This is a genomic window from Paraburkholderia sp., assembly GCF_047605525.1.
In the GTDB taxonomy this organism is placed as follows: domain Bacteria; phylum Pseudomonadota; class Gammaproteobacteria; order Burkholderiales; family Burkholderiaceae; genus Paraburkholderia.
The window spans coordinates 338,592-354,187 of record NZ_JASGFN010000004.1 but is presented as its reverse complement, the minus strand read 5'-3'; the positions used below and the strand labels follow the sequence as shown (position 1 = coordinate 354,187).

Here is a 15,596-nt window from a genome sequence, read left to right as displayed (position 1 = left end):
TGCATCGCTCATGCGCGCGCATCGATTGAACAATGGCCAAACTTCTGACCGATTCCGAATTCCAGCGTTTTTCCGAACTCCAGCAGAAGCAGTCGAGCTTCACGATCACCCCCGAGGAAGCCGACGAACTGCGCGACATCGTCGCTCACGCGCAGAAGCGCCGCGACGATCGCGCCGCGGCGATGCACAGCATCGAGACTTTCATCCAGCAATTCGGCATCACGCCGGACGAGCTGTTTTCGCCCGAACAGATCGGCGAAGCGGCGCGCACCTACGGCCTGATTCCGGCCGCGCGCAAGGAGCGCGTGCTGCCGCCGTCGCTGACGTTCAACGGCAAGCCGTATCAATGGACCACGCGTGCGCTGCCCGACGAAATCCGCGTGCCGCTGTTCGATGCGTTCAAGGGCGGCGAATCGGTCAGGTCGTTTATCTCGACGCTGAAAGATGCGAACCGTTGCGCGGCGACGATTGCGCGTCTCGAGCGTGAAACCGGCGCGGTATATGCGCAGCAGTGGCTCGATGAACTCGCTGTAACGCGCGCGCAAGTCGACGAGGCCGCGGCGAAGCTGGCAGCTTGAGCTAATGATCGAGCTCGATGTCGGGTGCCATAAGAACTAAAAAAGCCCGACTCGCCTTTTGGACCGCCGCTGAGCGGACTCATTCGCTGCCGGACGAATTTGCTACCCAGCGTGCGCGATCGCACACACGTTGCGTTCGAATCGGGCATTCTCGACTCTCGGGCGTCGCCGCAATCCACCTGCCCAACCCCAGGGAAAACAATGAACGACGCGAGCGCGGCATACGAAATCGTCACCGAAGAAGCGGGCTTTCGCGCGCTTCAGCCCGAATGGGATGATCTGTGGGCGCGCTCGCGCGGATGGTATTACCAGTCGTTCGGTCATTGCTGGCTCGCGTGGGAGCAAATAGCGAAACCTCTTGGCAGAAAGCTGCACATCATCGTGCGGCGCGAAGCGGGCAGCGCCGTGCTGATCTTTCCGCTGATCACTCACAGACGGGCCCTTTGGACTTATCTCACGCCGTTGTCCTCCGAATCCGCGGATCTGACGAGCATTCTGGTCGAAGACAATGCACGCACCGCGGCACTTGTCGAGGGCGCGTGGGACGCGGCGTGCAAGCGTTGCAGCGCGGATTTCATCCAGATGCCCTATGTCCCCGACTCGACGGACCTGCACCGGCTCGCGCTGCAGCAACGTCACTTCGTAGTGCGTGAACATACGTCCCGTTATGTCGCGAAAATTAGCGAAGAATCTCAACGTTACGACTGGAAGGCCTTTTGCGATTCGCTTGGCACCTTTTACCGAAAAAAACCGGGCAAGCTCGAACAGCGCCTCGCGACGGCAGGAAGGGTTGCCATCGATGTGCTCGACTGGACCGATAAAACGCGAATTACCGCGGCGGTCGACACGATGCTCGCGTGGAAACGCGACTGGGCCGTGCGCGCCGGTAAGCAGGGACCGTGGCTCAATTCGGAGCACTACCGCAATTTTCTCGTTGCGTGGTTGAGCACCGAAGGCAACGCGGTCAGAAGCCGTGCAACCGTTATCGCCGTCGACGACGCGCCCATCGCCGTCGTGCTGGTGTGTTCCGACGCTCGCGCGGTGACAGGGATCATGACGAGTTTCAACCCCGCATTCGGAAAATGGTCGCCGGGTTTGCTGAGCATCGAACTCACCGCGAAGTGGGCATTCGATCTTCACCTCGATTTTGAATGCGGACCAGGCGCCGAGGAATTCAAGTCCTACTGGTCACGCGGCAATCTTAGCTATTGCTGTACGACGCTCAGCATCAATTCATCGTGGGGTCTTGCGGCGTTCCATATGCGCCGCTTGTTGCGTAATGTCGTGAGGCGCGCTCGCACGTCGGGGAAAGATATCGAAGCCTCGTTCCCTCAATCGCGTTGAGCGAAGTCAAGCCTCCTTACTCGAAAGCGCGCCAGTCCCATTGACTGCCCGATATGTCAGCGCAATTCCCAGGACAGTCAACACGGTGGCCGCCAGTGAAAAGGCCTGAACGGATTCCTGAACCGGCAGTCCTGCCATCCTTGCCAGATACAACGTCGCCCAAAGTCCCACGCAGGATGTGAACTGAATGAGGAAATGCGTGCGCTGCACTCTGGCGGCAAGGAAAATCTGCGCGAGCGGCAGAAAGATGATTTGCAGGGTGAACCACGGCAGCAGACGGAAGAACAGCTCGATCGTCTCATGCCAACTCGGACCGAAGGTGAGTCTCACGAGGGGTGCAAACAGCAAACCGGCACCCAACGCGTAAAGTGCGCCAAGCGCTGTCAACGTACGCGCATAGGCGGCATAGACCCGCCGCAACTCCATTCCCGTGCCATCTTCCGATATCGCCGCAAGCGCGTCCCGTCTGAAAACGCCTCCCAGGCTCTGCCCGATCAATGAGACCGGGAAATATCCCAAACGATAGGCCACCGCGAAATAACCGGCACTTTCTACGCCGTACCATCTGGGAATGACGACCGCCAACGCGCAGCCCACGAGCGATTCGCACACGGTCGATGGAAGAATGTAGATGGCGAAGCGCCGGTTTGCGACGAAGAAGTGCTTCGAAATCCGGAAAGAAAAACCTTCTTTTCGCGCGCCTCTGACGATGCTGATTACCATCACCAGAGCGACGCCCGCGCTGATCCACGAGTACCAGACGAAAGGCTCCGAGCCGCCGCCCCGCGCGTGAAAATGATCGAAAACCAGATAACCGATGAACAGCACGTTGATCGCCGTTCGGGGGATCGCGAGTTTTCCGTAACTGCGTAAGCTGTTGTAGTACAGCGACGCCGCTATCTGAATGAACGACGCCAGCGAGAAGAGAGCAATGACGTAGTACTCCGGGTCGCCGAGCAGATAGATGACCGGCAGCACGACCAGCACGACCATGACCGCCATGACGCTCGAATGAATGAACGCACTGAATGAGGCTGATGGCTGGTCGTCGGCGCAGGCGAGTTCAAAGCGAAAAGCGAGTATGGAGCTGGTAAAGGAGCCTATCGCCAACCAGTAGTTGAATCGCCCGAGCGCTCCTTGCCCGTGCCAATGGCCCAGCAGATACACGCAAACAAACATCGCAAGCTGCGCAGTAATGACTCCGCATAGCGACACCACGGAATCCCGTGGATTGATAACGGTTGCCGACTTTTGGCGAAGCATGCGAAATGGCCTTTACTGTGTGCGCGCACCGAAAACACTTCTTACCTGTTGCAGATATTCGAAACCCCACTTCTCCGTCGGCTCGATATACGAACCTTCCCCAAATTCGTTCCAGCAACAGATGACCACGGTGCGGCGTGTTTCGCCCGGGTATCTGTCGAGTAGTGACCTCGCGCTTTCCAGATGTTCCTTGAACTCGCGCGGAGTGCCATACGACTGGTCGTGCATCTTGTCCGGACTACCGCCCCACGGACGTTTATCCCAGCCGGAGGTGACCGGTACGAAATAAGGCAGTCGCGAATGCGCGAGAATCCAGCTCCAACTCTGAAGGTAGCCATCGGTCAACTCGCGATAGGAATGCGAAAGGGGAATGTCTACCGAATAGCGACCCGAGAGACCCATGTGATAGTTGTACGCACTGACGGCATCGTAGCCGGATGCCGGCAGATCATGCTGAATAGGCCCAGCGACTGCCTGGCTAGTCCCGACGAAATAAATTCCCGGAAGACCTGCGTTGACCGCTTTTCGACGTGCCCGTGCCAACAACTGTTCGACACCAGTGCCGAACGAAGCAGCCTTACGCTCGAGGCCATCGGGGGAAAAGATGAAAACGACAGGTACGCCATCGACGCGATAGTACGATTTCTGAGAAAAGTAATGACGGATCCAGTAGTCAACGATCGCATCGAACTGCCCGAGCGAAGATGGCGTATCGGTATGGTTTGCCCAAAGTATCGAAAATTTGACGGCGGAACGCGCCGGCGACTGCAAATAGGCGTCTATTGCCTGCGTGAGAACTGGACCGCCGTCATTGATCCAGTACCAGTCGTAGATCACAAAGTCGATACCGTACTCGTGCATCCATTGAAGCTGACGTGTCGCCGTGTCGATCCTTCCTTCGTCGTACCAGCCCAGAATCGGCTTGCGGCCACCGTATTTGCGTATCGCATCCCAAGGCGGCTCCTGGATCAACGGAGGGACAAACAGCCAGCCCGGATAGTAGTAGACGCCGACGCTGTAGTTTCTCGTTTCCGCGCCGAGCGCGGATACCACGAACGCGATCGCAAACAGCAAGGCTGCCAACGTGCGAAAGGATGTATGTGCGATTTTCATCGCGCACTCGCCACGTGATCGCCTTCTTCAATCTCGACCTCATCCGCGGCCGTGTCGCCTGATGACTCGTCGCCCCTGGCGTAGGCGGCCACGCTCACTTCATCGGAGAACAGCAGCACGAAGAAAATCACCGGCAAATACTTATAGAAGCCGTTCACAAAGGCAGCCGCGACAATATAAAAACCTAACATCGAAAGCAGCCTGGATGACGAGGCGATCTGGAAGGATCTTTTTATCGCCAACAGATGCGGGACGACATACGCGATGAAAACCCCAATACCGTAGGAGTAGAACACGCTCAAAAAATCGTTATGGAACCAGATGTATAGACCGATCTCACGCGCGTTGAAATCGAATGAACTCGAAAAATTACGACCGACGAAGAAGTCGAGCGCGTTGAACGACGAAATCGCCGAGAACCAGCTATTCCAGATGATCACGCGGCTCAACCGGTCGAAGTTGTCGTGCATCGTCTCGAAGAACGACACGTACTGGTACAGGAAACTTCCGAACAGGGCGTTCAGAATCTCCGTCATGTAGGCAAAAAGCAGCGCCGTGAGGATCACGATGCCCGCGGTGATCAACATCTCCCGTACACGGAGCCGGATGTTCGCGACAAGATAGGCTGCGCCCATCACGATCACCGGGGTTCTCGACCCCGTGTACAGCGTGAACACAAGAAACAGGGCGGCGAGCATCAAGTGCCGTGTCTTCCGGCTATACGTGGCAACGTAGGTCCACCAGAGGCTGCTGAAGGCGAGCATGTAAGACGCGACGTGAGGAAGCCGATATAAGCCCTGGTTGTAAACCCTGAGAAACTCGACGTCGGTGGATCCCGACCTGAACACGTCGACATCTTCACCGAAGCCGCTCGCGTTGATGCCGATCAATGCCGGCAGGAAAAGCAGCGCAAAGACGTAGGTCGCGTGACTGATCGCCGACGGACTGACGCGCGCATTCCGGGCATAAAAGAAAGCCGAAAAAAACTGTGCGAGGAACAGGATGTCGGAGACGTCTTCGATCGACATCCTGAACCGCGCAAAGTTGACCAGTACCGATGCCATCAGAAGCAGGAGGGACGCGATAAACCAGAGCCGGTCCATCTGGTCGCGCGTGAAACGAAACATCAGGAGTATCGATACGGGGATCGATGCGACATACACCGGCACCGCGGCAAAATAATTGACCGCGTTATCCAACGCAAAGGCACCGACGATGAAGTAGATCGGAAGATCATCAGGATCGCGGCGCATTTCGAGCGACCTCCCGCGCGGGATTGCCGACCACTACCGCGCCTCGAGCCACATCCCGGGTGACCACTGCTCCGGCGCCAACTTTCGCGTCATCGCCAATGCTGATATCTCCGATCACGATCGCACCTGCACCAAATTCGACGCGCTGCCCGACGCTCGGCGGAGCACTCTCGCCGTCTTTTCCCAGCTTGTTTCCTATCGTGACTCCATGCCGGATGGTGCAGCCGTCGCCGATCGTCACGCGGTCGTTGATCACGATACCCACGGAGTGATAGAGCACCACGCCCCTGCCAATCGTGACCTGGCACGGGATATCGATCCCCATTACCCAATCCACGACGAGCCGGTAAAGCAACCTGTACGGAGCCGTTAGCGCCCGCGTAAAGCGCCGCCGATCGTTATACGACGCGTGCGCGAGCCTGAAAAGTGTGAGAACGAATCGGGACTTGTAATGCGGATTGCAACGCCAGTCCTCCATGATGACGGACACCAGCGATCCGCGGTGCAAGCGATCCTCTTGGGCAGGAAAGCCGCCATTCAATGGACGTTCCTTACCGAAGTACCGGTCATGGACTCGATCGTTCATATTCATCTTCCTGGCCGATAAGCAACACGTCTTGCAATTTTTCTCGCGAGCTTCTGCGGATAGCACAGCGACGAGAGCCCGGCCCATGTGTATTTCGACACTACCGATCGCGAATCCAGGTAGTTCCGGTAGCACTTGATGAACCAGTAATAGGTGCGCACCTTCCAGCGCGGCGTATGTCCGCCGAAAATACTGTCGCGAAGCTGATAGGTGCGCAGAATCGTTGAATAGCGCAACCGCGCGGATGCACTCGTGTCATGTATCCGGTAACGGATCAGTGGCTCGGTAAAATTGCCAAATCTGGCTCCCCGCTTCAGGAATCTGGCGAAAATGTCGTAGTCCTCGGCGGGAACATTTTCCTGCATGTAGGGTTCGCTCCTGAAGAACGCGGCGCGACCCATCACCGTGGCGTGCAGCACGCCGTTCTCGCCCTTGATGATCGTCTTCTCGATGTCCGAATGATCCGACGGGAAGTTGGTCGAACCGATGGAAGCACCTGTCGAGCTGTGGAAAATGAGCGCGTTACCGCCCACTATATCGAGGTCGTGTCGGGTGATGTAGTCGTACTGGCGTTCTATGCGTGTGGGCAGAAGGATATCGTCGGGATCCATCCTCATGATGTAGGTCGCGGCGCTGCTTGCTATACCGGTATTCAACGCATTCGCAAAGCCGACGTTTTTCGGCAATGCAATGATCTTCATACTTTTCACGTCTTCTGCCGCACGGCGCGCGATGTCCAGCGAATCATCGGTGGAACCGTCATCGACGAAAATGATCTCTCGCGGTAACGCTGTCGAGCACAGGATCGAACGGAAAAATTCGTCGAGGTAGCGGCCATTGTTGAAATTGGCCACGACCATGCTCACATCCAACGTGGGCTTCGTATGCATAGGTGACTCGTGGACCGTATTCACGTGGAATTCCCTATATGTTCTGGCCATCTGCCATCTTCACCGCGTTGCGCAGCCGGATTCTCCTGATGCGCATATGCAGCCAGTTGCACTGCGGAGCTGCCGCGTTGATATCCTTTGCCAGTACGCGCGAGCTGATAAAGTACGGAATCGCCTTTTCCACGCCGGAAACCGATGGCCAAAGAAACTCTCTGAGTTTTCGGGTTTGAACCGTGCAACCGTGTTGTTCCAGCATTTCGCTCGCTATCCTGACGTGGGCATCCCGCTGACGGTCGATTCGTACGACGCTGACCTGCCCGCCATGCACCCTGTAACGCAGTAGTGGTCGCGGAATGTTGGCGAACTTCCCGAACCGCGCCAGTTCGGTCCATAGCCGGTAGTCTTCGACATATTCGGAGTCGGAGCGGTATACAAGGCCTTCCTGTTTGACGACTTGCGCACGCATCATCACCGTTGGATGTGCGAAGCAGCTCTCGATCATCAGCAGCGCCTTGCAATCCTCGTCGGTGCGCGGTGTGGGTACATATTGAGCCGCATCCCCAAACTTGACGAAGTCGGTTCCGCAAGCCACCAGCCGCGGCTCGGCTTCCATCTTCGCCACCTGCATCCCCAGCCTCAACGGATGTGCAATGTCGTCGGCGTCCATTCTCGCGAGGTACTTTCCGTTTGCGTGGTTCATCGCGTTGTTCAATGCCGCCACGATTCCGCTCTTCTCCTGCCAAAGAACATGGATGCGCTTGTCGAACAGACGCAGCCAGGTGGCGATCGCGTTGGTCTGATCATTCGATCCATCGTCGACAATCAACAGTTCAAAGTTCCGATATTGCTGCTGCAAAATGGAGTGCACTGCTTCTGCAAGGAATCTGGCACCGTTATGCACAGGCATCAACACGGATATCATCGGTTCTTGCATGTTGCGATTGCGGATGTAGAGTCGGCTCGTGACCGGCGATCGCCGCGGATGATCCTCGACGTCCGCCGAACTACCTGGTGAGTCTGGGAGGATCCTCGTACGTATAAGCAGCGTATCGATAGCTCCCGTAAATCGATCCAAAGCCGTAGCGGCCGAGATTCGGATTGACCCCGTTGAAAAGAACGCCGTTCGGCGTCACCCCATTCTGCGATAGCCGCTTTATCGACTCCTTCAGCTCGCCGGCTTTCGTCACCCCCGCCTTTGCGACAACGAATACAGTTCCGGCGGCCGGCGCCAATACCGTCGCGTCGGTCACCGTGAGGACCGGTGCCGCATCCATCAGCACAATGTCGTATCCGGCTGATAACTCGTCGATGAGTTCGGGTAAGCGGTCGTCCGTCAATAGCTCGGATGGGTTCCGCTGGATCGAACCTCTCGAAATGAAGTCGAGATTGGGAGCTACGGTTCTGACCGCGGCTTCGGGGCCCGCCATGCCCGTGATCAGATCAGTGAAGCCAACGGCGGTATGTCCGTCGAAGTAGCGGTGCAGACGTCCCTCGCGAATATCACAGTCGATGAGCAGGACCCGCTTGCCCGTCGCAGCCAGAAGCGCCGCGAGATTGGCCGATACGAACGATTTCCCGACGCCCGGCGTCGGTCCGGTCACGAGCACGATCCTGTTCGTTGTTTCGAAGAGTGCGAACTTCAAGGCAGTGCGCAAACCACGCAGGCTTTCCACGGCGGGATCATGCGGCGCTTCCAAAGCAAGCATCCTGACGCGCGGATGACGATCGCCTGTTCTTCGCGCGATGGCCGCCTGAATTTTGCTGAACGGAATCGTCGCGTACACGCGCAGACCCGTACTCTGTTCAATCTGCGACGCTGAACTGAAGCCACCAAACAGGACACTGCGCGCATAAGCCACGACGGTGGCCACTATCAGTCCAAATACCAGAGACGCGGCGAGCACGAGGGCCTTCTTCGGTTTGACCGGCTCGTCCGGTAGTGTCGGCGTGTCGACGAGTCTTACATTGCCCACCTTTCCCGCCTTGACCAGCAGCAGTTGTTGGGCGTTGGTGAGAAGCGACGTATACAGGTCCGTATTGACCTTCACGTCCAGCATGACTCTGGCCAGTTGTTGCTGTAGATCCGGCAATAGCTTGAGTTTCGTGTTTAATTGATCCGCCTGCTTCCGCAACACGTCGATCTGTTGATCGACTGTCAAAACCTCTTTCGAATCGGGACCCCAGTGAGCCGATAGTTCCTGCTTCTTCTGCTGGAACTGGATCAACCGCGTTCTGGTGTCGGCCGCCTGTCCGAGGATAAGCCTCGCTTCTTCATCGAGATCGAAAGTACCGTTCTGGTCACGCAGTCGCGTCAGGCTTTGCTCGGACGTTTGAAGCTGCTGCTTGAGCACCGGCAACTGGGCATCGAGGAATTTGAGCGACAACGCTGCGTCTTCGGATTTGCGATCGACATTCTGCTTGACGTATTCCTTGCCTATCTGTGTCATCAGATCGTGCAGGTACACAGCATCCCTGCCTTGAAGCGTGGCGATGACGACACCCGACTGTTTGACTTTTTCCTGAATATTCAGCCCCGCCTGGATGTCACGAATCGTCATGGGTCGCGAGCGGCGCTTCAGCACGAATGCCGCACCCGGTTTTCCCGTGACTGATTGAACGAGAAGCGAGATGGCGCCATTCTTTCCTTGAAACACTTCCTTCGTTCCGATTCTGCCCTGTACCGGCGGTTCGAGTCCCGGACCGGACAACGCATAGCGGCCCTCGCTCAGAAGCGTCAACGTAAAGTTCTTGCTTTCGCTTCGAACCGGTACATCGAATAGCGGAACGTCGATCTCCTCGGTGCCCCACGTGTAACCGCCCCACCCGAACAGCCCCGGATCCGCAAGTCCGGATGCCTGTTGCGCGATCAGGCGGCCAATCACGGGAAACCGCTTTGGCGCAGCGACGATATACGCATGCACCGCGTCGACCGCGCGAGTGACGACGAGGCGTGAGCCGAGTATCTGGGCTTCGGCGGCGGCAGTCGACTTCACGTCGAACAGCGCCGACACGTCGGCAAGCAGGCTCTTGCCCGCCGACGCCTCGGGACTGTCCTCGACCTGGACCATGATGTCGGCCTGATAGACCGGAGGAGCGAGGAACGCATATAACGCCCCGAGCAAAACGAAAATGAGCGTGATCAGAACAATCATCCGGCGCTGCTCGACGATGATATCGACGAGGCGGACCAGTCCATATTCTTCGGACTCTTGTGCACGATCTAACGGTCGAGGACTGCGGGCGTTCATGGTTGGGTACTCGGTCCGGATTTCGTTGATATCGCTGACACGCCTTGATTGGCCGGTGCGACTACTGGTGATTGACGACTTCCTTATCAACGAAGATCGCCTCGACTTCGAGATTCGCCACATGAGACAACGTGCTCGTCGCTACCAATGGTCCCGCCGCGGTCGCGGCTGGTTCGCGAACGGCATTGATCTGCGTCGGCGCGGTCGACGGCAGCATTGGCGACACTTTCTGCTTGCGCCCGCTTTGCAGATTGCGCTCGAGTAGCGCCTCGTACTGCGCAAGCACGCTATCCCAGCGAAAAGCACTGTCGAAACGCCGGCCGCTTGCTTCGCGCATCGCACGCACGGTGGCGGCATCGGCAAGCAGCGCCGAAATATGTAGATCGCAGTCTGATTCAGTCGAGAAAAAGCGGGCTTCGGGCCCGGCTACCCAACGGTTGAACTCGTTGTCGTGCGCGATGACCGCGCAACTGGCGCCCAGCGCTTCGACGAGTGACGGATTCGTGCCGCCGACCTGATGCCCGTGCAGATAAAAAAGCGCATGGCGTCTCAGCGCATTCACGGCGTTCTGATCGTAGATGGCACCGGGAAACAACACCTCCGGACCGGCGGCATCGACTACCTCGCGATGGTACGAGTTCTTCTGGGAATCATATTTGCCCAGCACGACGAGTTTGGCACCTCGAGGACGGCGTGAGAAAGCCGTCACGATCTCGAGTACCGAATTCTCGGGTTCGGGGCGCGCAATAACGAGTGCATAGGACGTCTTATCCAGGCCCAGTTCTTTGGGCAGATCGCCACTACGCTCGTCGATGCGGTCGGCGCCGTACGGAATCATCGTGATTTTCCGATGATTCACGCGCGTTCCAAGGTGTGCGGCAATGGACGGGTGATCGGCGATCAGATGATTGCCTGTCCAGCAACCGATGCGCTCGTTCATATACAGCCACGCGCGCTCGTGCCACCGCCATTTCGTGCGACGCCATTCCAGCCCGTCCATGTTGATCAGGTTCGTGATGCCGCGCCAACGTAGATAGGTGCAAAAAATCGCGGTGTTGTACCCCAACGTCAGCACAAGCGAACCCTCGTCTTCAGCGGCACTTCGAACCGACTTCCAGTCGAACTCCACGGTTCCCATCGCGCCGTCCCGCTTGATGGGTACGAAGATGCGTTTTATTCCGCACCAGCTATCCTCGGCGAGTTGCGTGCCGCCGGCCTGACCCTGGCAATAGACAGTCACGGCCCAACCGCGTCTCGTCAGATAAAGCGCGAGTCGCTCGGCGAATGTCTCGAAGCCGCCGTGTTGAGCAGGAATGCCCCGTGTTCCCATGATCAACAGATGCTTGGTTTGCATGTAGATTGCCCTCACGTTCCGAAGTCATGCTGCCGCGTCGTTCGGGGGTTATAGGGCCTAAGCCTATGGCAGGCAGTATGGCGAATTCGGTCACTGTCGTGATTGATTCCGCCAATGTAGAACGAACCCCTGGACTGGCCTCACGGGCGCCGGATAACGAATGCAGCGCGAATACAGCGCTTGTGACCTCCATATACGGACCTTGTCGGAATGGCCTCAAGATTTGACGTAAACGGACACGCACGCTTCATTACCATCGGCCGCAATGTGAGAGGAATCGATTGTCATGAAAAGAGACAGCGCTCCCGTTGTCATCGTGCCTGACGCCCTCAAGTCAAATACGGTCAAGCCGCGATTCGATAGATCTCTGGCGTCGTCACTTCGTCCTGATCCATTGATAGGACTAACAGAAAGATCGCTATTCCATGAACCATGGTGGTTGGATGCCACCGCGGGCGAAGATTGGCACATGGCTGTCGTGAAGTCGGGCGGCGAGATCATCGGCGAAATGCCGTATACGCTGACCAAAAAAGGCCTATGGCGAGTGTCGTATCTGCCGCCGCTCACCCGAACCCTCGGGCCGGTGATCAAGCGCCAACCCGCGCACGCCGGCGGTGCCGAATGGGTCCATCGTCTGGATGTCACGCGCGAGTTGATCGCCCAGTTGCCCCGGTGCGCGCACTTTCAGCAGCTTGCGGATCCGCTCGTATCGGAAGCCGAGGCAGCCGCGTTCGCGCTGGCCGGTTTCAAGGTCTCCGTGCAATTCACGCTCAAATTGCCGGCCAGCCTGGACGAAGAAACGGTTTGGAACAGACTTCGCCGGAACACACGCAATCACGTCCGACGTTCGTCGGAGCGATTCGTCGTACAGGAGATCGCGGACGTCGACACGTTCGTCGGCTTCTACGATTCGAACCTTTCCGCGCGCGAACTCGACAACATATATGGCTCCGCGATCATGCGACGGCTGCTGACCGAAGTCTTGCGACGGAAAGCCGGCACGATACTCGGCTCCTTTGATAACGATGGTTCGCTGACTGCCGCGACCGCGCTCGTATGGGACCGGGCCAACCTCTATTACATTCTGGCGACGCGCAAAGCTACCGCGCACGCCGGTGCAGTCGCGCTGCTGATTTGGCAAGCGATGAAGATCGCCCGCGAACGCGAGCTCGAGTTCGACTTCGACGGCGTTTCGACAGCGGGAATTCTGCAATTCCTTTCTGGCTTCGGCGGACAACTAGTGCGGCGATACGAGTTCGAATATATGCGGGTCGACTTCGCGCTTATACGCGGCGCACGTGCGCGTACACGCAAGCTTGTACAAGCGGCGCGCAGGAATGACGCGCGGCAAGCGGACGACTCAAACCCGGTTTGAGCGCATGTGTTTGCTCTCACAGCCTCTCATTCGTCGCACAGCGACACGACTGACTCGCCGGTTCAAAGTCGCGGAAGCCGATATTAATCTTCTCGTGGTCTGTGTTGCTGAGCCGGTAGTCTGTCGGTGTAATCGACAGATGTCTTTTAAATAGCTTTGCGAGTTGCCCGCCACTCCCGATCCCGCAACGGCGCGCAATCTTGTCCACCGGGAGTTGCGATTCGAGCAGCATGCGGCAGCTCAACCTGAATCTCGCGTTCTGAAGATAGTCCGACGGTGTCATGCCGATTTCAGCCTTGAAGCGACGCAGGAAGTTCCGCTCGCTCATGGCGGCCACATCGGCTGCCAACCCGATGGAGATCGGACGATCGACGTTCGCGTCCAGCCAGCGGGCGGACGCCATGATCTTGTCGCTGACGCGTGAAGAAGACGGCACATGCGCGGAAACGGGATCTGATGACGCTACACGCGCGAAGGGCAGCTGCGCGCGTGTAAGCTGTTTCGTCATTTGCGTGCCGAGGTCTTCCTTGATGACCTGGAGCGCCGTCTGAATGGGACTCGTTGAATTTTTCCACTGCTCCTGCTCGTGGATATGACATGCGCCGCACGGCTCATCGGGCGGCAGATCATATCGGCCCGTCAAGCCGACGGCATCCAGAATCAGTTTGCCTTCCGAGATCGGACACACGATGGCGCTGATTGCATAGCGTCGGCGAATCCAGCCGGAAAGCCGATCGTCGGATGCCGCCTGCTTCGCGCCCGGGCCTCCCGCAATGAACAGCAGAACCGTTGAATTCGTGGCAGTGTCGAAACTTGCCTTTTCAGTCCACACATGCACGGCGGATGAACTGGTTATCTTTCCGCCCGACGAGGACAGGAGCGAAACAGCATAGCGCGGTTGCTCATTAGCCTGCGCTTGCATCGACTCGTTGGCTCTTTGAAAGATTTCGATAATGACCGCGATCTTCGGTAACGAGAAGCCGTCGAATAGAACGATTTCCACTCCCGTAATATTTCTCGCCGCGGAAATATGAACTTCGGCGCGCTCGTCGGGCTGGGTTGAGTTCATTGCTATTCTCCAGACAGCAAAGCATGGTTGGCTACACGCGGTCCGGTACCTTCTCATCGCCCCCTTGAACAAAACATCGCAGGACATTATTACCGACTTCGTTGGCGGTCGGTATTTCGTTCGTCGATACGCTAAACGAATAAATTTGAGTTGTCGAGCATACTTTGATTCGCAAAAAAGAAATTCTGGATTCGGTATTGGGCAGTGGCACTATCCTGTTCAATGTTTTCAATTTATGTTTGGGCTTCGAGATATCGGAGAGGTCCTGTTTCCGCGGATCTTCATAACGTTTAGACAAATCGATCGCCAAATCGGCTTCGCAATACGAGTGGTCGCGCATAGTACTTTGCCGGGTAAATCCCAGGCTACGATAGAGGCGGCAATGTGGCGAGCCGGGTGAGCGCGAGATAATCAGCGAATTGAATACTTCCGAAGAACGACATTGAACGTACGAATACGCCAGCACATCTCCGTACTTTTCAGTGATGCCGATGATCAGCCACCGCCGTGCGCTACGGCTTTTTCACTACGATCATGACGAAGACTCGTGCTCTGGCCTGGCGACACTTTTCCAGATGACGACGTCTTGCCTTTCCTCGGTGCCGTAGCCAATTTCGCCAGGTTCATACGGCACGCAGCCGGACCAATCGCGCGCGAGCATCGGTGAAGCGTCAAACAGATGCGCACAGACCGGGTAGATATAGACTACCGTCAATGTTTCTATCGACCCGTCTGCCAACGCGCGCTCCAGATTGTTGAGCAGCATCGACATCACGCCCGAGCCAAACGGATTGAAGAGAAAGATGACCAGCTTGCGGTGGGTGAACCTGAGTTCGAGCGCATCCGCCGAGAACGCCCGCATCGGCGTGCGTTCAGGATGTGCACGCGCCACGATCCTTGCATTCCGGTTCGCGGTGTCCACGAGAGGCGCGGCGAGATCATAGCCAAGCACCGCGTCGAAAGGGAACTCGGTCGCCACGATCATTGGCCGCCCTTTGCCGCAGCCTACGTCGATGAAAGTATGCCCGCGTACATCGCCGAGTCGCGCAAGCACACGCCGCACGATGCTCGGCTGCGAACCCATGTACGGCAGATTGCCGCTCTCCGCGCCGAAGCCATCAAGCGGCTCGGGCGGAAAGATGCCGCCGGTATCCGTGCCGAGCTCACGATCGATCGGATGCGTGCGATAGCAGCCCGTATAAACAACGCGTAATACCGGCACACGCTCGCCGAAGCGTCGAACACGAGGGATGAAAAGCACGGACTGCAGGCTATCGGGGAGTAATGCCACGAGCGCAATCAACGGCCATTTGATGCGGCGTTTCACGCGAGTCTTGAGAGTCGCGGAAGCAGGCGTGCTCATCTGGATTCGACCTTGAAAGATAGTTCTGAATGGACAGTATTTTTTATGCTTGTCCATTAAGCCAATGAAGACAAAAGATGAGCTTCAGGCGCCACATTCGCCGGCCGTGTACCTCGATCAGGCTCTGTCCTGGACGCCCAAAAAGCTGGACACCGATCCA

At 57.3% G+C, this 15,596-nt stretch carries 13 protein-coding genes; 3 read left to right on the top strand and 10 right to left on the bottom strand.

Annotated elements, in window-relative coordinates:
- Positions 1-32: 32 nt before the first annotated feature.
- Together QM685_RS08300 and QM685_RS08295 are read left to right on the top strand one after the other, a co-directional pair.
- Positions 33-578: a hypothetical protein gene (locus QM685_RS08300; protein WP_415114622.1), complete on the top strand. Its 546-nt coding sequence runs from the start codon at positions 33-35 to the stop codon at positions 576-578.
- A 405-nt stretch (positions 579-983) separates the two neighbouring features.
- On the top strand, positions 984-1,922 hold the full coding sequence (locus QM685_RS08295; RefSeq protein WP_415114620.1) for a GNAT family N-acetyltransferase: 939 nt from the start codon (positions 984-986) through the stop codon (positions 1,920-1,922).
- A gap of 6 nt (positions 1,923-1,928) precedes the next feature.
- Here QM685_RS08295 and QM685_RS08290 read toward each other — a convergent pair whose 3' ends face one another.
- The 8 genes from QM685_RS08290 to QM685_RS08255 form a co-directional block, all read right to left on the bottom strand.
- Complete coding sequence (locus QM685_RS08290) at positions 1,929-3,185, bottom strand: oligosaccharide flippase family protein (protein WP_415114618.1); 1,257 nt, start codon at positions 3,183-3,185, stop codon at positions 1,929-1,931.
- Between the two features lie 12 nt (positions 3,186-3,197).
- Entirely contained in the window at positions 3,198-4,298 is a 1,101-nt protein-coding gene (locus tag QM685_RS08285) for a glycoside hydrolase family 99-like domain-containing protein (protein WP_415114615.1), read from the bottom strand.
- Positions 4,295-5,551 (bottom strand): hypothetical protein, encoded by a 1,257-nt coding sequence (locus QM685_RS08280; protein WP_415114613.1) that lies wholly within the window; start codon positions 5,549-5,551, stop codon positions 4,295-4,297. Before QM685_RS08280 ends, QM685_RS08285 begins: the two co-directional genes overlap by 4 nt.
- The gene (locus QM685_RS08275) at positions 5,535-6,029 is read right to left on the bottom strand and encodes a serine O-acetyltransferase (RefSeq protein ID WP_415114721.1); all 495 of its coding nucleotides are present in this window, start codon (positions 6,027-6,029) and stop codon (positions 5,535-5,537) included. Before QM685_RS08275 ends, QM685_RS08280 begins: the two co-directional genes overlap by 17 nt.
- Before the next feature lie 110 nt (positions 6,030-6,139).
- Positions 6,140-7,027 (bottom strand): glycosyltransferase, encoded by an 888-nt coding sequence (locus QM685_RS08270; protein WP_415114611.1) that lies wholly within the window; start codon positions 7,025-7,027, stop codon positions 6,140-6,142.
- A 34-nt stretch (positions 7,028-7,061) separates the two neighbouring features.
- Entirely contained in the window at positions 7,062-7,961 is a 900-nt protein-coding gene (locus QM685_RS08265; protein ID WP_415114609.1) for a glycosyltransferase family 2 protein, read from the bottom strand.
- A 70-nt stretch (positions 7,962-8,031) separates the two neighbouring features.
- Positions 8,032-10,275: a polysaccharide biosynthesis tyrosine autokinase gene (locus tag QM685_RS08260; RefSeq protein ID WP_415114607.1), complete on the bottom strand. Its 2,244-nt coding sequence runs from the start codon at positions 10,273-10,275 to the stop codon at positions 8,032-8,034.
- Between the two features lie 61 nt (positions 10,276-10,336).
- Entirely contained in the window at positions 10,337-11,629 is a 1,293-nt protein-coding gene (locus QM685_RS08255) for a DUF1972 domain-containing protein (RefSeq protein ID WP_415114605.1), read from the bottom strand.
- Positions 11,630-11,915: 286 nt separating this feature from the next.
- On the opposite strand from QM685_RS08255, the gene QM685_RS08250 reads away from it, so the two are divergent.
- The gene (locus QM685_RS08250; protein WP_415114603.1) at positions 11,916-13,004 is read left to right on the top strand and encodes a GNAT family N-acetyltransferase; all 1,089 of its coding nucleotides are present in this window, start codon (positions 11,916-11,918) and stop codon (positions 13,002-13,004) included.
- Between the two features lie 16 nt (positions 13,005-13,020).
- Here QM685_RS08250 and QM685_RS08245 read toward each other — a convergent pair whose 3' ends face one another.
- Together QM685_RS08245 and QM685_RS08240 are read right to left on the bottom strand one after the other, a co-directional pair.
- Positions 13,021-14,073 carry a GlxA family transcriptional regulator gene (locus QM685_RS08245; protein WP_415114601.1) on the bottom strand — a complete coding sequence of 351 codons (1,053 nt, stop codon included), beginning with the start codon at positions 14,071-14,073 and terminating at the stop codon, positions 13,021-13,023.
- Between the two features lie 532 nt (positions 14,074-14,605).
- Positions 14,606-15,436 carry a hypothetical protein gene (locus tag QM685_RS08240; RefSeq protein ID WP_415114599.1) on the bottom strand — a complete coding sequence of 277 codons (831 nt, stop codon included), beginning with the start codon at positions 15,434-15,436 and terminating at the stop codon, positions 14,606-14,608.
- Positions 15,437-15,596: the final 160 nt, after the last annotated feature.